Origin of the sequence: Citrobacter sp. wls706, from assembly GCF_005281305.1 — a bacterium.
Classification (GTDB): domain Bacteria; phylum Pseudomonadota; class Gammaproteobacteria; order Enterobacterales; family Enterobacteriaceae; genus Citrobacter; species Citrobacter werkmanii.
Genome location: NZ_SZXG01000031.1, coordinates 206,069 through 222,636, shown reverse-complemented (window position 1 = coordinate 222,636; position 16,568 = coordinate 206,069). Strand labels below are relative to the sequence as shown.

19 protein-coding genes and 2 pseudogenes are annotated in these 16,568 nt (G+C 51.5%); 7 read left to right on the top strand and 14 right to left on the bottom strand.

Annotated elements, in window-relative coordinates; translation table 11 throughout:
• The first annotated feature begins 35 nt into the window (after nucleotides 1–35).
• Nucleotides 36–482 (top strand): DUF441 domain-containing protein, encoded by a 447-nt coding sequence (locus tag FDW92_RS11680; protein ID WP_042308914.1) that lies wholly within the window; start codon nucleotides 36–38, stop codon nucleotides 480–482.
• Here the strand turns inward: FDW92_RS11680 and FDW92_RS11675 are convergent.
• Nucleotides 459–1,257 (bottom strand): annotated as a pseudogene (locus FDW92_RS11675) (helix-turn-helix transcriptional regulator). The gene FDW92_RS11680 and the pseudogene FDW92_RS11675 overlap by 24 nt on opposite strands.
• A gap of 99 nt (nucleotides 1,258–1,356) precedes the next feature.
• Between FDW92_RS11675 and FDW92_RS11670 the strand changes: the two are divergent.
• On the top strand, nucleotides 1,357–2,544 hold the full coding sequence (locus FDW92_RS11670; protein ID WP_042308919.1) for a CynX/NimT family MFS transporter: 1,188 nt from the start codon (nucleotides 1,357–1,359) through the stop codon (nucleotides 2,542–2,544).
• Between the two features lie 37 nt (nucleotides 2,545–2,581).
• Here the strand turns inward: FDW92_RS11670 and FDW92_RS11665 are convergent, their stop codons facing one another.
• On the bottom strand, nucleotides 2,582–3,289 hold the full coding sequence (locus tag FDW92_RS11665; protein WP_042308921.1) for a CTP synthase: 708 nt from the start codon (nucleotides 3,287–3,289) through the stop codon (nucleotides 2,582–2,584).
• A gap of 198 nt (nucleotides 3,290–3,487) precedes the next feature.
• Between FDW92_RS11665 and FDW92_RS11660 the strand changes: the two genes are divergently transcribed.
• Nucleotides 3,488–3,835: a DUF488 domain-containing protein gene (locus FDW92_RS11660; RefSeq protein ID WP_042308923.1), complete on the top strand. Its 348-nt coding sequence runs from the start codon at nucleotides 3,488–3,490 to the stop codon at nucleotides 3,833–3,835.
• Between the two features lie 7 nt (nucleotides 3,836–3,842).
• Here FDW92_RS11660 and FDW92_RS11655 read toward each other — a convergent pair whose 3' ends face one another.
• On the bottom strand, nucleotides 3,843–4,094 hold the full coding sequence (locus tag FDW92_RS11655) for a DUF333 domain-containing protein (RefSeq protein ID WP_042308925.1): 252 nt from the start codon (nucleotides 4,092–4,094) through the stop codon (nucleotides 3,843–3,845).
• A gap of 186 nt (nucleotides 4,095–4,280) precedes the next feature.
• Here FDW92_RS11655 and FDW92_RS11650 point away from each other — a divergent pair, with 186 nt between their 5' ends.
• From FDW92_RS11650 to yoaJ, 3 genes are read left to right on the top strand one after another with little or no spacing between them, the layout of a single operon-like run.
• The gene (locus FDW92_RS11650) at nucleotides 4,281–5,306 is read left to right on the top strand and encodes a sensor domain-containing diguanylate cyclase (RefSeq protein ID WP_042308927.1); all 1,026 of its coding nucleotides are present in this window, start codon (nucleotides 4,281–4,283) and stop codon (nucleotides 5,304–5,306) included.
• 47 nt (nucleotides 5,307–5,353) lie between these two features.
• Nucleotides 5,354–5,452 carry a YoaK family small membrane protein gene (locus FDW92_RS11645; RefSeq protein WP_038640017.1) on the top strand — a complete coding sequence of 33 codons (99 nt, stop codon included), beginning with the start codon at nucleotides 5,354–5,356 and terminating at the stop codon, nucleotides 5,450–5,452.
• A gap of 2 nt (nucleotides 5,453–5,454) precedes the next feature.
• Complete coding sequence (yoaJ, locus tag FDW92_RS11640) at nucleotides 5,455–5,529, top strand: protein YoaJ (RefSeq protein ID WP_137349652.1); 75 nt, start codon at nucleotides 5,455–5,457, stop codon at nucleotides 5,527–5,529.
• A gap of 48 nt (nucleotides 5,530–5,577) precedes the next feature.
• Here the strand turns inward: yoaJ and FDW92_RS11635 are convergent, their stop codons facing one another.
• Entirely contained in the window at nucleotides 5,578–5,826 is a 249-nt protein-coding gene (locus FDW92_RS11635; protein ID WP_042308928.1) for a GlsB/YeaQ/YmgE family stress response membrane protein, read from the bottom strand.
• 361 nt (nucleotides 5,827–6,187) lie between these two features.
• Between FDW92_RS11635 and fdhF the strand changes: the two genes are divergently transcribed.
• Entirely contained in the window at nucleotides 6,188–8,335 is a 2,148-nt protein-coding gene (gene fdhF, locus FDW92_RS11630; protein ID WP_042308930.1) for a formate dehydrogenase subunit alpha, read from the top strand.
• 52 nt (nucleotides 8,336–8,387) lie between these two features.
• Here fdhF and FDW92_RS11625 read toward each other — a convergent pair whose 3' ends face one another.
• From FDW92_RS11625 to FDW92_RS11580, 10 genes and pseudogenes are all read right to left on the bottom strand, one after another.
• Nucleotides 8,388–9,032 (bottom strand): hypothetical protein, encoded by a 645-nt coding sequence (locus FDW92_RS11625; protein WP_042308932.1) that lies wholly within the window; start codon nucleotides 9,030–9,032, stop codon nucleotides 8,388–8,390.
• Nucleotides 9,033–9,251: 219 nt separating this feature from the next.
• The gene (locus FDW92_RS11620) at nucleotides 9,252–9,434 is read right to left on the bottom strand and encodes a DUF1869 domain-containing protein (protein WP_003832433.1); all 183 of its coding nucleotides are present in this window, start codon (nucleotides 9,432–9,434) and stop codon (nucleotides 9,252–9,254) included.
• A 3-nt stretch (nucleotides 9,435–9,437) separates the two neighbouring features.
• Nucleotides 9,438–9,800 (bottom strand): DUF1971 domain-containing protein YeaR, encoded by a 363-nt coding sequence (gene yeaR / locus FDW92_RS11615; protein WP_042308934.1) that lies wholly within the window; start codon nucleotides 9,798–9,800, stop codon nucleotides 9,438–9,440.
• Between the two features lie 173 nt (nucleotides 9,801–9,973).
• A complete protein-coding gene (gene leuE, locus FDW92_RS11610) occupies nucleotides 9,974–10,612 on the bottom strand; it encodes a leucine efflux protein LeuE (RefSeq protein WP_032940118.1) in 639 nt (212 codons plus the stop codon).
• A 139-nt stretch (nucleotides 10,613–10,751) separates the two neighbouring features.
• The gene (gene zinT, locus FDW92_RS11605; RefSeq protein ID WP_042308936.1) at nucleotides 10,752–11,402 is read right to left on the bottom strand and encodes a metal-binding protein ZinT; all 651 of its coding nucleotides are present in this window, start codon (nucleotides 11,400–11,402) and stop codon (nucleotides 10,752–10,754) included.
• 88 nt (nucleotides 11,403–11,490) lie between these two features.
• Complete coding sequence (locus FDW92_RS11600; protein ID WP_042308939.1) at nucleotides 11,491–12,081, bottom strand: ATP-binding cassette domain-containing protein; 591 nt, start codon at nucleotides 12,079–12,081, stop codon at nucleotides 11,491–11,493.
• Nucleotides 12,065–12,859, bottom strand: a complete 795-nt coding sequence (locus FDW92_RS11595; RefSeq protein ID WP_042308940.1) for an ATP-binding cassette domain-containing protein — start codon at nucleotides 12,857–12,859, stop codon at nucleotides 12,065–12,067. The genes FDW92_RS11600 and FDW92_RS11595 overlap by 17 nt, the downstream gene beginning before the upstream one ends.
• Complete coding sequence (locus tag FDW92_RS11590; protein ID WP_042308942.1) at nucleotides 12,853–13,665, bottom strand: ABC transporter permease; 813 nt, start codon at nucleotides 13,663–13,665, stop codon at nucleotides 12,853–12,855. Before FDW92_RS11590 ends, FDW92_RS11595 begins: the two co-directional genes overlap by 7 nt.
• Nucleotides 13,655–14,630, bottom strand: a pseudogene (locus FDW92_RS11585) (ABC transporter permease). Before FDW92_RS11585 ends, FDW92_RS11590 begins: the two are co-directional and overlap by 11 nt.
• Nucleotides 14,630–16,216, bottom strand: coding sequence for an ABC transporter substrate-binding protein (locus FDW92_RS11580; protein WP_042308945.1), 1,587 nt, complete (start codon nucleotides 16,214–16,216; stop codon nucleotides 14,630–14,632). Before FDW92_RS11580 ends, FDW92_RS11585 begins: the two are co-directional and overlap by 1 nt.
• Nucleotides 16,217–16,568: the final 352 nt, after the last annotated feature.

Below are 16,568 nucleotides of genomic sequence, written 5' to 3'. Positions count from 1 at the left end.
GCAGGCTTATTTTTTCTTTTGGCAAGGAAACTACGATGTTTGATGTCACTCTGCTGATCCTCCTCGGACTGGCAGCTCTGGGCTTTGTCAGCCACAACACCACTGTCGCTGTTTCAATTCTGGTGCTGATCATCGTCCGTGTAACCCCTCTGAATACGTTCTTTCCGTGGATTGAAAAACAGGGCCTGACCGTCGGGATTATTATTCTGACTATCGGCGTAATGGCCCCGATCGCCAGCGGAACGCTACCGCCCTCCACGCTCATTCACTCCTTTGTAAACTGGAAATCCCTGGTCGCGATTGCCGTCGGCGTGGTTGTCTCCTGGCTTGGCGGGCGCGGCGTCACGTTGATGGGCAGCCAGCCCCAGCTTGTTGCCGGTTTACTGGTCGGTACGGTGCTGGGCGTGGCGCTGTTTCGCGGCGTGCCGGTGGGGCCGCTTATTGCGGCAGGTCTGGTCTCATTGATTGTTGGGAAGCAGTAGCAAGTCAGCTCAGATAACGGCCTGGAGTCTGCCCCAGGCCTTTTTTGAACATCGTGATAAATGCGGTGGTTGAATCATAACCGAGCATTTGCGCGACCTGCTGCACGTTATGACCATCGATCAGCGCCTGCAGCGCCAGAATCAACTGCAGCTGATGACGCCAGCGGCGAAAGCTCAATCCCGTTTCTTTGACGACCAGCCGAGCAAGGTTGCGCTCACTCATCGCAAATACGCTGGCCCACTGCCCCAGCGTCTGCCATTGGGCGGGCTCTCGCGCCATCGTCGCGACCATTCTGCGGATTTTCGGATGATCGGAAACCGGCAACTGCAGTTGCTCCTGCGGCTGCTGCGGGAGTTCATCAAACAACACCTGCGTCAGTCGCTGAGTTGACGGTTCCAGCCGCTGGCCGTCCGTTTTCGACGCCAGCGCCAGAATAAGCTCCCGACACAAGGGAGATATCTTTAGCGTACAACAGCGCTCAGGCATCACGACGGCATGAGGTTCAATAAACAAGAAGCACAATTGTGCGCCTACGGTTACATGGTTACTGTGCGGAATTTCACCAGGGATCCATACCGCATATTGGGGAGGCACCATCCACATGGCATTTTCGACCTCGCAGGTAATCGCGCCATGCAAAGCCAGAATCAACTGCCCCTTACGATGCTGATGCAGCGGACTAAAGAGTTCATCTTCCCGGGCCTGAATGCAGAACGCCACCGCGGCATCATGGTGAAGGTCAGGTTCATACCCATCCAATCTTAGTCCCAACATAAGAATGTCCGATTTTAGCGATAAACTGTCATTTTAGCTTGATTCACTCATGGCGTAAAAACGCTAAGGTATCGCCTCGCCTGACAAGATGAGAAAAAAATGATAAATACGCCTTCCTCCCGCGGTAAAAACGCTGCTTTGCTGATCGCGGGTATCCTGATGATTGCCACCACGCTGCGCGTTACCTTTACCGGTGCCGCCCCGCTATTAGATGCAATTCGTGCCGACTACGGTCTGAGTACCGCCCAAACGGGACTGTTGACCACCCTTCCGCTGCTGGCCTTCGCGCTGGTATCCCCTCTGGCCGCAGCCGTTGCGCGCCGCTGGGGCATCGAACGCAGCCTGTTTGCCGCTATGCTGCTGATTTGCGCCGGTATTACGATACGCTCGCTGCCCTCACCGGGATTGCTGTTTATCGGTACCGCTATCATCGGGTGCGGAATCGCCCTGGGCAATGTCCTGTTGCCAGGGCTGATAAAGCGTGATTATGCCCAGCATGTGGCAAAACTGACTGGCGCATACTCGCTGACCATGGGCGCAGCGGCGGCGCTGGGTTCAGCCATGGTTGTTCCGCTGGCGTTAAATGGATTTGGCTGGCGCGGCGCACTGATGGTGTTGATGGTTTTTCCGCTGCTGGCGCTGGTTATCTGGTTACCCCAATGCCGTCAGACGACCAATGCCAGCCTGAGTAACTCACGCGCATTACATTCCCGTGCAATCTGGCGCTCCAGCCTCGCCTGGCAGGTGACCCTGTTTCTGGGAATCAACTCACTTATCTATTACGTGATCATCGGCTGGTTGCCCGCCATTTTAATCAGCCACGGTTACAGCGAGGCGCAGGCCGGTTCATTGCACGGTTTACTGCAACTGGCGACCGCCGCGCCAGGGTTATTGATTCCCCTCGTCCTGAACAGATTCAAGGATCAGCGAGCCATCGCCGCCCTGGTTTCGGTAATGTGCGCCGTTGGCGCGGCGGGATTCGCCATAATGCCCGACCAGGCTTTGCTGTGGACCATTCTGTTTGGCTTTGGCTCAGGTGCGACCATGATCCTCGGCTTGACCTTCATTGGCCTGCGCGCAAGCTCTGCACATCAGGCCGCGGCGTTGTCCGGAATGGCGCAGTCTGTCGGGTATTTACTGGCCGCCTGCGGGCCACCGTTGATGGGTAAAATTCACGACCTCAACGGTAGCTGGCTGATTCCATTAGCGGGTGTCGCCGGGTTAGCGGTGCTGATGGCCGTGTTTGGTCTGTGCGCAGGGCGCGATCGGGAGATCGCGAACGCATAATGTAGCGGGCAGGTTAGCTAACCTCCTGCCCTACATTTTATCCCCGCGCGGCGCGGAGCATCGCCTGGACTAACGGCACGGGTTTACCCGCCAGCGCGCCACGTTCATGCTGAAAGAGTGTGCCAACAAAAAAAGGATGCGTTACCAGTTCAATGGCGCGAATATCTCCGGCATCATCCCAACCGGTCACCCGGAGATCGCCGCTCTCAAGCTCGGCAGCAAAAGCGTCCGACACACCATAGTTGCAGTGATACCCCTCAGAGATAGCATCGCGTCCATAGGCTTTCGCAATCAGCGTATTGGCCCGGAGCTCAATATCATCCGTTTTTTCTACCAACGAGCAGGTCAACGGCGCGATCACCATTCGCCCAGTGGTATCCGTTTCGGCATGCGCGGCATCGCTCCAGCCCAGCACGTTACGGGCATACTCCAGTATGGCGTGTTGGAAACCACCACAGGTGCCTAAAAATGGAATGCTGTTTTCGCGTGCGTAGCGTATCGCAATCAGCGCACCTTCTGGGTGTCGATAGGGGCTGCCTGGCACGACCCAGATGGCATCGTAGCCAATCAGATCTTCGCTGCTATTGATATCAGAAGTGGTTAGCCAGTCATAATCAGCCACCAACTCCAGCACGGCAGCAGCATCATCAATAGCAAGGGGAATAGCCTGGTGCGCCACAATATCGGGGTTGTAATCGCCCACCAGCGCAATGCGAAGCGTATCTTTTATCGGGGAAATGTCCATTAAGGTTTCCTTATGTCCAGACAATGAGGGACAACATAAGGAGCCTCAGCCTACCGACTTTTCATCGGTATCACAATCCCTTAAATTGGGAGTCCAGGCTGGCAAAATGCTATAATGGTCACGTTTTAGGATCTTATTTAACCGTAATAAAAATGATGCTAAATAGCAAAGCGGCAGCTTAACAGAGCGGATGAAGAGATGAATATTCAGTGTAAACGCGTGTATGACCCGGCAGAAGCAAGCGATGGTTATCGCGTCCTGGTCGACCGGTTGTGGCCACGTGGGATAAAAAAGACTGATCTTGCTTTCAATGAATGGAATAAAGCGCTGACGCCGTCATCAGATTTACGTAAAGCATTTCACGCAGAACTGATTGATTTTGCGCACTTCTCTCAGCAGTACCGTACCGAACTGGCCCAACAGCAGCAGGAAGGAAAGCGTCTCGCAGAGATTGCCCGGCAGCAAACCTTAACGCTACTGTATGCGGCGAAGAATACTCAGCAAAACCACGCGCTGGTACTGGCTGAATGGCTACGTCAATACTAACAGCAGATCACTTCCCCGCTGCCGGATGGTCTCTACGCCAGAGTTCCCATTCATCGATCGTTTCCCCTCCGGGGAGTTTGCAGTCAGACCTTACCCCTTGCGGAGTCTGTATCGCAATCAGCGAGCCGCCCTTTTGTTCGCAATACACCGATGCCGGATTCGCCATGCCAATTTTCGGTGGCATTGGCGCTTCTGGTTGCGGGCTACTACACCCTGCCAGCACCAGCATGCCGGGCAAAACAACAAACGCCAGTTTCATATCTACTCCTGTTAAAAATCTTATTTTGGCAGGTTACCCCGACTTTCCATCTATCTCCATGTTTTCCTGCTAACTATCCATTTTATGTTTACATTCTGAGCTGGATAGCTTGTTTCATCTTACACCTTGATGTTCTATCATGCGGACAACGCCAGCCTTGTCATTACTCAGGAGTATTTACACCTCATGTCGGACATGATCCTCGCCAGAGTCTCACAATCCTTAGCCACGGAGCAGTCTGTTGAGAGTCTGGTTCGGCAACTTCTGGAGATGCTGGAGGTGGTGACAGAGATGGAATCAACCTATTTAACCAAAGTCGATTTAGATGCTCGCCTGCAGCATATTTTGTACGCGCGCAATAGCAAACAAATGCAGATCCCGGAAGGGCTATCCGTCCCGTGGGATGAGACGCTATGCAAACGCGCCATCGAGGATAACTGCCTGTACAGCGACAACGTGCCCGCACGCTGGCCGGAATGCAGCGCAGCCCGCGCGCTGGAAATCACCACGTTTCTGAGCACGCCTGTTCATCTTCCGGATGGAACGTTTTACGGTACGCTCTGCGCCACCAGTCGCCGCCAGCAGGCATTGAGCGAGCGAGGTGAACAGGTGCTGCATCTGTTTGCAGGACTGATCGCCCAGTCTATTCAAAAAGAGTCGCTGGTCGCTCAGTTACGCGAAGCCAACGCCGCGCTGATTGCTCATTCCTACACCGATGCGCTGACCGGGTTACCGAACCGGCGCTCGATTTTTGAAAATGTTGAAACCCTATTTTCGCTTGCCCGACATCTCCAGCAGAAGGTCGTCGTTGCCTATATTGATTTGGATGATTTTAAACTGATTAATGACCGTTTTGGTCATGAGGTTGGCGACCAGTTCCTGATCCAGATAGGACAGCGTCTGCTCCACGAATGCGGCGACAATGATATCCTTGGTCGACTAGGCGGTGACGAATTTTTAGTCGTTAGCCTGTCGCCGGAAAGTGAAAGCGATCGATGCGAGCGTCTGCAAAAGGTGAAAAATCAGCTGCAACAGCGAATTTGTGGCGACTATCACTTGGGCAGCGTCCATCTGTTTTATCCTGGAGCCAGTCTGGGCGTGGTGGAAATTGATCCGCATGAGACCGATGTAAACTGCGCGCTCCACTTGGCAGACAGCGCCATGTACAAAGATAAAAAGCGGCAGGATAAAACCACTTTTGTCGTACATTAAGCCCTGCTATGCTGGCTCGTCTTTAAATAACTCTGGCAGATAATCCTATGCGACTCGGTATTATTTTCCCCGTCATCATTTTTATTTCCGCTGTCGTTTTCTTATCCTGGTTTTTTGTTGGCGGCTACGCTGCGCCGGGTGCATAACGATGAAAAAAACAACGCTCATTATGATTTGCGTGGCTATCATCGTGGTTCTGGGTACGGAACTAGGCTGGTGGTAACCAATAAAAAGGCCACACTTCAGTGGCCTTTCATCTCTGTATATATAGTTAGCTTTTGATCTTTCTGTAGATAAACAACACCACGATCGCGCCGATAACCGCTACGACGAAACTACCGAAGTTGAAGCCATCAACTTTACCAAAGCCAAAGAAGGTACTGATCCAGCCGCCAACCACCGCACCAACAACCCCTAAGATAATGGTCATAAAGAATCCGCCGCCATCTTTACCCGGCATAATCCATTTTGCCAAAATCCCCGCGATAAGACCGAAAATTACCCATGAAAGAATGCCCATTATTTTCCTCACTTATGCTTTTAGGTTAACGATTGACTCGTTGTATAAAAGCATAGCATAGCGCTGAAAAATTAAAATTTGTGATCGGTATCACCTGTGTTTTTCATCTTTTTCCGATGTTTCATGGAGTTAGCCCAGCGTCAAAACGGTGATATTTTTGACGCTTCTCGTCAATAGTGACGAATCGACAGTCATTCCTCTCTGCTCCTTGGGCAGCACCCCTGCCAATGCTGGGTTTTCATCTTTGGCATGCTTTATGCTTTAACAGCCCGTCACTACGACACATCGTAGCCCGTGATATCTATTCACGTGGCTTCGTCTACAATTCGCGCTATTTCAGCATTTAACAGGTCTGTTATTGATGAAAAAAATCACCAGTGTATGCCCATACTGTGGGGCCGGGTGCAAGCTCAAGCTTGTTGTTGAAAATAACAAAATCATCCGCGCCGAAGCCGCTGAGGGTGTAACGAACCAAAATCAGTTATGCCTGAAAGGCTATTATGGTTGGGACTTTCTGAACGACACCCGCCTTCTGACTCCCCGTCTGACTCGCCCGATGATCCGTTATGAAAAAGGGGGAAAATTCACTCCCGTTAGCTGGGATGAGGCCATTCGTTACACCGCTAAACGCTTATCTGAAATCAAAAATACCTATGGTCCTCGCGCCATCATGACGACAGGTTCCTCCCGGGGAACAGGCAATGAGACCAACTACGTGATGCAAAAATTCGCCCGTGGGGTGCTCAACACCAACAATGTCGACTGCTGTGCCCGCGTCTGTCACGGCCCTTCCGTTGCGGGTCTACAGGAAACGCTGGGCAATGGCGCAATGAGCAACTCCATCAGCGACATTGAAAACTCAAAATGCCTGCTCATCTTTGGTTATAACTGCGCGGACTCACACCCCATAGTGGCCCGTCGGGTGATTAAAGCTCGTCAGAACGGCGCGAAAATCATTGTTTGCGACCCTCGCCGTATTGAAACCGCCCGTATCGCCGATCAGCATTTGCAGTTAAAAAATGGCTGCAACATGGCGCTGGTCAACGCTTTTGGCCATGTGCTTATTGAAGAGCAGCTTTACGATCGCGAGTACGTGCATAAGCATGCCGAAGGTCTGGAAACATACTGGGAAACCGTTAAGGACTATGCCCCCGAAGCCGTAGAACATTTAACCGGCGTCCCTGCACAACAGGTTCGTCAGGCGATGCGTACATTTGCGGCAGCACCATCGGCAACCGTGATGTGGGGGATGGGCGTCACGCAGTTTGGCCAGGCCGTTGATGTGGTGCGTGGACTGTCGAGCCTGGCCTTACTGACCGGGAATCTGGGACGTCCAAATGTCGGTGTTGGCCCGGTACGCGGGCAAAATAACGTGCAGGGCGCATGTGATATGGGCGTACTGCCTAACCAGTTTCCGGGGTATCAGGACGTGACCGATTTTGCCGTCAGGGAGAAATTCGCCACCGCCTGGGGGATTGACGTTAATCAGATGGATGACAAGGTCGGAACGCGCATCACCGAAGTTCCGCATCTGGCGATTGAGGGCAAAATCAAAGCCTACTACATCATGGGCGAGGATCCGCTGCAAACCGAGGCTGATTTGGGGCTGGTCCGGGAAGGATTTAACGCGCTCGATTTTATCGTCGTGCAGGATATCTTCATGACCAAAACGGCAGAGATGGCCGACGTCCTGTTGCCGGCAACATCATGGGGCGAACACGGTGGCGTCTTTACCTGCGCCGATCGTGGCTTCCAACGTTTCGAGAAAGCGATTGAACCCAGCGGGGATGTAAAACGTGACTGGGAAATTATCAGTCTGTTGGCCAGCGAAATGGGCTACCCGATGCAGTATCAAAATAACCAACAAATCTGGGATGAAATGCGCGAACTGTGCCCGCTGTTCTATGGCGTAACCTATGAGAAAATGGGTCAAATGGGCCATGTTCAGTGGCCTTGTCCGGATCTCGATCACCCAGGAACACCGTATCTTTATGCACACAGCCAGTTTGATACCGCGAATGGCAAAGGCAAACTGTTTGCCGCGCCGTGGCGCGCTCCTGCTGAAGTCCCTGACGAGACCTATCCGCTGGTGTTGTGTACCGTGCGCGAAGTTGGGCACTACTCCTGCCGCTCGATGACCGGCAACTGCGCGGCATTACAGGCGCTGGCAGATGAGCCAGGATATGTTCAAATCAACACCGATGATGCAGAAAAACTGGGCATCCGTCATCGTGACCTGGTGTGGGTAAGCTCGCGCCGAGGCAAGGTCATCAGCCGTGCGGATGTCTCCGAGCGTATTAATGCCGGAACAGTGTATATGACCTATCAATGGTGGATTGGCGCGTGTAACGAGTTAACACAGGATAACCTTGATCCGATCTCGAAAACGCCGGAAACCAAATATTGTGCTGTCAAAATTGAGCACATTACCGATCAGGGATGGGCGGAGAAGTATGCCGCACAAACGTACAGCGAAATGAAATCACGCTTATGTGAGACCATTGCGTAAAGTATCGCCCTGACCGCCTGAGTCTGGCCTTCCAGACTCAGGCTTTATCCAACTACTTCGCCAGTTGCGGTTCACTGAAACGAATAGCGGCAGACTCGTGCTGTTTATCCCGTTGCATAAAACCGAGGTTCATCAGAAACAATCCCGCCATAAACGGCAGTTCGTACAATTCTTCAATCAAATCGCCGTAACTGGCATTATGCAAAAAGACAGGCGCCAGCAGGCGATGATGCTCCACTGTATCGGATATCAAAAATGCGCAGACGGTGATCGCAAGTAGCCACAGCGGTAGCGGTTCATTGCGTAAGCGCCGGGCAATATCCTGGCGTAAGTTCTTCGACAGCAGGACCGGCAGAATAATCATCGCAATTAACACGACTGAGATAGCTCTGAACAGCAGTTTAGGATGCTCCGGGAAGTAGTCACGGCCCCAACTGGTGCTTCGGCCCAGCAATACCAACCACCATACTGCCGCCCAAAGCCAGAATTGCTTCTCGCCTGCAGGACGCGATAAAGGCCGGATGTAGCAGAGAGTAAATACTGCACCAAACAATAACCATAGCGCCTGGCCATTTTCAATCCATGTGACGACCGCGCCATTGAGCAGAGGAAGATGCCAGTTCGCAGTGAACGGGATTGCTACGAGGACAAGTCCAAGAATGAATGCGGATAATGTAAGTCGGGTATTCAATTTCATAAGCGCAAAGTTCTGTATTGTTACTATTTTGCGATCATAACCCCTATGAATGATTAACTATTAGCAAACGATGCGAATTTCTTAAGGTATTCTTAAGAAATCTTTTTCTGGACCGCGGTCTATTCGACTCAAATAAAAAAACCGCCCTGCGCAATCAAAACGCCGTGCGGTTTTCAATTTAAAAATCAATCAGTTCAAACGGTAGCAGAAGTTAAAGCCCTACCACCCGCAGACTTCATGCTCATTTTCGGTATCATATGAACGGACGGTATTGACCAGGTCTTTGACCACTTCTGCCGCGACATCCGGAACCAATAATGTCATCGGCGCTTCGGTCTCGTAATCGACAGACACACCATTGCTGTTATTGGTTACTGTGACGGTATAGGTTGCTTTGCCCATGATTTACTCCTTGCCAGTGCGCACGATTTTTCGTTGATTTGCACTCTCCATCAACACTTCCGGGGCAACGAAAAAATCGATATTAAAGTAAGTGTCGTCGGTCATTACTTCGATGTTATGCCATTTTTCCGGCGGGAAAACGCCAAACTGACCGGCTTCAATAACCATCACCTCTACAGGCTCCAGGCTGTGTTCATCTGCGTAGCCGAGATATTTAACCGCCCCCTGCATAACTGACAGTCGAGGATAAACCCCGGCACGGGTGCCTTTATCAAGGTGGCGTTCGAAAATTCCGGCAGGTGCAGTTTCTTTGTTCCAGAACGGAGTTGAGCGTGTATGGATATGATTCTGTGGAATTTGAAGCATTTTTCTTCCCTTTTCCAGTCGACAACCAGCGAGTCTTATTCAACCGCTGCTGTGCACAGAGTACGCTTCAAAATATACATTTAAAATACCATTTATTGGTTATAACCAGCAGCTGATATGCGTGGGGAAGAAAAGCTAAAAATTGAAGCCCGCCATATTCAGCGGGCCAATGATTACGACTGAAGCGTCGCCAGACGGGCAGCAAAACCAACGAAAATCAGACCTATAAGAGAGTTACCCACCTTAGCCAACTTCTTCTTGGTGCGAATGTACTGGGTCACAAACGCGCCGGAGAAAATAAGGAAGCTTAAGTAGAAAAAGCTCACGATCTCAAGCGTAATGGCCAGAATAAAGAATGACAGCCCTGAGTGCGGCGCATTGACATCAATGAACTGCACGAAGAACGAAACATAAAACAGGATAGCTTTTGGGTTAGTCAGGCTCAGAATTAAGGCGCGCTTAAAAATGGCGCCAAACGGGACTTCCTCAGCCGCGGCGTCGCTCGCCTTCGATTTCAGTGTTGCGTACAGGATCTTCGCACCGAGATACAGCAGATAAAAAGCGCCGAGATAACGAACGATATTAAACAAAACAGGCGTGGTTTTGATCAAGGCGGCAACACCGGCATAGGCCAAAAACATCAACACAGCATCACCGATAAACACACCGCTTGCGGCGAGATAACCGCCCTTCACACCCCGACCGACGCTATTCTTCAACACAAATATCGTATTTGGCCCCGGAACCAGCACGATAAAAATAGCTCCCACCAGGTATGTCCAGTAATTCAGAACTCCATACTCTGCAAACACGTTAACCTCTTCCTGAAAAAACACATGCACTTGCTGCAAGACAATATGCTAACGAATGCGCAGGGGGATGGAAAGAGAAGGTTGTTAATTAAAATACCCGCCACGGACGGCGGGTATGTACAGATAAACTTAGTCCGGATTAATGGTGCAGCATCTCATCCACCACCTCTTCACCTTTCAACTGATAAGGATAGTAGGTAGGCCAGTTCTCCATCTCTTCGAGCAAGGCTGCCTGCGAGGTATTTCCCATAAAAATATGGAAGTGGCTTGACTTGCGCGGAGCAATTATATGATCGCTGAACTGGACGTATTTAGGCGCTTTGCTATCAGCAGTTTTACACTCAAACAAATAACGTACACCTTTCTTGCCTGATTTGTAGTGCAAGATTTTATATCCGGCATAGTCGTATTTGCATGATGTAACCTGATTACCGGTATGAAATTCCATCACACCGTTTTCAATACCGATGGTGTCTACGTTAGTTGCATAGCCTTGACGGTAATAATCTTTAATCTGTTCTGCCGTTTTGCTTTTATCTTTCTCCGCTTTCTTTTTGAATACCGGATCAAGCTCGCCACTGACCAGGTACGGATAGACAGATTGCCACATGCCATCCCAGTCGGTTAGCGCTCTGTTCTGTACCTGATTATCATCAAACACACCTTCTGACGCCTTTTTTTCTGTTTCACTCATTGGAACACCATGGGAATGGTGACCGTGAGCCAAAACCTGACCACTGGCTAAAAGCATCCCCAGAGCGATTGCCAGTTTTTTAAAATGAATAGCCAAAATTTCACCCTCAAATCATTTGCGAGTGAAATGTTATAATATAACATCACAATTTAATCAATATCGTTACTTACCAGAACGGGTAAAATTACGGCGTAAGCAGCGTCCGCGTGCAGATCTGATCAAGCAGCGCCTGCTGATGGCTGATAATCAGCATGCCTAATGGTCGACGCTGGCATTCTTCGAGCAGCAGTACCCAGATATCTCTTTGAATGGAAGGATCGAGCTGGGCGGTAATCTCATCGGCAATAAGAAAACGGGTACGCGGGTCCAGCGCACGAAGTATGGCGATTCGCGCCAGTTCACCACCAGAAAGCTGGCCAGGGCGACGGGTTAACCATTCCGGTTTGATATGCAGGCGGGTAAGGATTTCTGCGCCAGGCCGCCAGGCGTCATGAACCGCATCGCCGGTGCTACGCCGTGGGTTAAAGGTTAATTCCGGATGCTGCGGTACCAGTTGCACCGGGCAATATTGATGCATCGGTAGCGGCTGGTCATCGATAAGAATGTCGCCCGAGGTCGGCTTTTGCCAGCCCGCCAGTACACGTCCCAACGTCGTTTTGCCGGTTCCGCTGGGCGCACAAATCCCAATACGTTCACCGGAGTGCAATGAGAAAGAAAGGTTTTGCCACAGCACCTTCCCTCCCTGACGAATCACGACATCACGACAGCACAGCATCCCGCACTCCAAACAATTGATTTCTCTCAGGCAGAGCCTGCCATTGACGTTGCAGATGCTCGCTAATTTCCCCGCGCAACAGCTGTTCACGACTAACGTTATCCGACACGTTTCCCTGGTGCAGCGCGACGATGCGATCCGCATGGCGGGCCGCCAGCGTGAGATCGTGCGTCACCCATAAAACACCAGCCCCCTGTTCACATAAACCACGCAACTGCTCAAGCAGTTGATTAGCCAATGGCGCATCAAGCCAGGCGGTAATTTCGTCGGCCAGAATATAGCGGGCCTGACTCAGCGACGCGTGACAGGCCAGAACACATTTCGCCATACCGCCCGAAAGCTGACGCGGGAAAGCATCTAATACGCTGGTTTCCAGTTGACTACGCTGGAGCAATTTTTCTATTTTTCCGGCATTCCAGGTTTGGCCGGAGAGCTGACTTGCTCTACGTAAATGCTTTTCAATTGAGAGCAGCGGATTCAGCGCCTGAACGCCTTGCGGGACATAGCTGAAGGTATTGCCCCGACATTCGCGGATGTCTTGACTGTTCAGCATTTTGCCATCAAGGGTTATGGCGCCGTGCAGACGCAAATTTTCCGGTAAAAGATCGAGCAGACATTGCAGGAGCAAACTTTTCCCTTCACCGCTTCCCCCAACTAAAGCCACCATCTGGCCGGGTGCAACGTCGAAAGAGATATCCTGCAACAGCGGAGACCATTTTCTCGCGCCGAACCAACGATAACGCGCCACGTCCAGCGAGACCTGTTTCAAACTCAACATATGTCACCTCGCAACCATAAACGATGCACTGCCCTCGCGAGCTGATCGAATAACATCACCAGGCTGAATAACATCAGCCCCGGAAACAACACTAACCACCAGTCGCCATGACTGATGAACCGCAGAGCATCCGCCAGCAGCAGGCCCAACGAGGGTTCATGCGGCGCTAGTCCAAAACCAAGGAAACTCAACGCCGCGCTGTGTAGCACCGCATGGGGAAACATCAGCAATGTCCCCGTGAGCCATTGGGGTAACAATGCCGGTAGATAGTGATGTCGCCAGCAGTAAAAATGACCATGTCCCAGACGCCATGTCAGCGTCAGATAATCGCTATGGGCAACGCGCTCGGCCTCAGCACGCAGAATCAATGCGAGGCGCGGCCAGTGGGTTAGCGCCACCGCCATGATCACCCCACTTTTCCCGCCGCCCAGCGTAAAACAAATCAAAATAAGCAGCAGCAGATGCGGCATCGACAGCATGGCATCAGTTATCAGACGCATAAGCACGTCTAGTCGAGGATGCAGGCGCGAAACCGCCGCCATAATTAACGCAATGAAGCCGCTGCACAAGGCCGCGCCAATACCAATTTGCAGACTGGTTAATGCCCCCTGAAAGCAACGCACCCACAGATCGCGACCGAGGTTATCGGTACCGAACCAGTACAGCGCATCGGGGGGCAGATGACGGGCAAGTAAATTCACGCTCAACGGGTTGTCCAGCGTGGCTGCGCCATACACCGCAATGATTAGCAGGCAGCTAAAAGACAGCACCAGACGAATAAGCGTCGGCGTCGGATTATAGAGCATCGGGTCGCTCCAGAGCACGGTTCAACACATGAACAAACCAGGTAGAAAGTGAATTGCCAATGAAAACCAGCACGGTGCTAAATAAGACGATCCCCATGAGTAACGGTAGATCGCCCCGCAATCCGGCATCAATGGTCGCCTGCCCAAGCCCGGGATAAGCAAAAACCTTTTCTGCCAGCAGTGCGCCCCCCCAACAGTTCTCCCAGCGAGGCGAACTGCAGGCACAGCGCGGGCGTGATAGCGTGGCGCAGAACCTGATGGCGCAACAGCGACCAACCTTTGTCACCCTGAGAGCGCGCAAAACGGACAAATTCGCTCTTCATGACGCTGGCGATACTTTCCCGCGTATGAAGCGTAATCTGCCCCAGCCCCAGCAAACTTAGCGCACAAACGGGAAGCACCAGATGGCGCAGACGCTCGGTTAGTGTCGCCATATCGCTGTTGTTGCCCGGCTCCCACGCACAGCATACCGGGAATACCGGCCAACGAACGGCAAATAACGCCAGCAGCAGCATGCCAATCCAGAAGGTCGGCAACGAGGACAGCAGATAACTGAGACGACAAATTGCTTTATCCGGCCAGCGATTAAGGTAGCGTCCGGCGACAAATCCCATTGCCGTCCCCACTATACCGGAGAGCAGCCATGCGCCGCTAAGCAGCGCGAACGAGGTAGCAAAGCGCTCCTTGATCACGCTGGCAACCGGCGCATTAAACAACATCGAGTAGCCGAGATCGCCCTGCAATACCCGTATAAACCAGTTACCAAAACGCTCCCACAGCGGCTGGTCCAATCCCCAGCGAGCGGCGATACGCGCATATTGTTCCGGCGGCACGTGCAGGAGATCGTTGCCGATATAGGCGCGAATCGGATCGACCGGAGAAAAGCTGAGCAGCACAAAAGTGCCAGCCGCAACCAGCACTAATAACACTATCAGCCGGAGAAAATGGCCCACTACAGACTTCATCAACGGCAGGTCCAGGTCCATTCATCCAGATTATTGAGCAGTGACCAGCTCCCGTGAATTTCCGGTGCGCCTTTGCCTAAGTCAATACATGGATTTGCCAGGTAAGTGTGCTGAATATTCAATAACCATGCCCATGCGGCATCGCCCTGTACACCAGCGCCTTGCTTGCCATCCCACTCAACCTGTTGCCAGAAAGGCAGCGCTTTTTGCCAGTCCGGTGCATCAATAGCCTGTTTGAGATGCTCTTCAACGACAGAATTACTGTAGTAACCGGGATTGTAATACTCCACGCCCGCAGCCTGATTGCTGTAATGATGGAACAGCTCCATGGGATCCAGGCTTCCCCAACCAAACAGCGTCGGGTTGGCATGCATATGACGCTCAACGGTTTCCCAGCTTCCGGATTGCAATGATACCTGGATACCCACAGGCTCCAGCATCGCACGGACTGCTTCGGCTAAATCCCGGCGGGTACTGTCACCGCTGGCATACCATAAAGTCAGGCGCGCCTCTTTGCCCTCTTTCACTCGTACACCGTCTTTCCCCACTTTCCAGCCAGCTTCCTCCAGAATCATTCGTGCTTTTTCGCTGTCGCCATCTTTGAACGCGACTGACTGCCCCTGCCATGGCAGGCCCTGAACCGCGCTATAGGCAGGGATCGCATGACCTTCCATAACCTGATCGGCGAGCTGCTTACGATCAATGGCGTAATTGATGGCGCGTCTGATCGCGACATCGGCTGTGATATCGTTACCAATTGGATAACCATTGGCGTCTTTTTTACCTGCAGGAATCATCGGGAACACAATGCCCCGGTTCTCCACGCTGTTACGCACCCACAGTTTCAAATTCTGCTGCTGAGGGGCGACCGCCATCGAAGGCGCAATACGTACTAATCCCAATTGCCCACTGCGCGCTGCGGCATAAGCGTTATCTTCATCAAGGAAAACAAACACCAGCTTGCTGAAATCATTTTTCTTACCGGCATACCAGGGGTTAGCCTCCACAATCAGTTGCTGCCCGGGTTGGAAACTCACCAACCGATAAGGACCTGCACCAATCGGATGTTTGGCGAATGTTTTTTCGTTATATAGCTTTGCCGGAACAATGCCTAAAGATCCCAGCACATTCACAAAGGTGCTCTGCGGGTTACTCAGTGTCACTTCTACCGTGCGGTTATCTTTCAAACTGGCATGAGCGAAGTTCCCCATGTCAATTTTCCCACCGCTTTTTGCTGCTTTGTTATAGGTGAACACAACATCTTCAGCGGTTAGCGGCGAACCATCAGAAAATTTAAGGTCAGGTTTTAGCGTCAGCGTCCAGGTTTTGCCATCAGCGCTGGTCACCACCTTCTCCGTCAGCAGGTTTCCCCAGCTCATATCTGCATTTTGTTTTAATAACGGTGCATGCAAAAGCAAATAGCTGCCATGACTCCAGCCCAACATCGGGTCAAACCCTTCCGTTGGCTCTGGTCCAATCGCCAGTTTTAACGTCTGACCTGCGTCCGCATTCTGCGCGGCGAGGAGTGGTGAGGTTAATGCGAGAGTCAATGCACACGTCAGGAGTGCCAGCTTGCCTTTGATCATTATTTTATCCAGATTTGCGTTATGTATATGCCGCTTAACGATGCCTTGTCGTTAAGCAGTCTCCTGGGAAAGGGATTATGGCGAAGAGAATTGGCGAAAAAAATGATGCGGCGCAGAAAAGTATGACGATTTTCTAAAATTATCATACTTTTTTCTGATACTCCGTTATGAGTACGATATGAATCCCAGAAACAGTTTAAAATTTAGCGATTTATTCATTAACATATTAATTTATATCCAATAGTTTCACATGAAGACTATTCTAATCCCTACCATTCCCTGCGCTAACTTAATGACAACTTATGTATATTTATTCAAGAAAAACACCAGAAGTGACAAGTTATGTAAATTT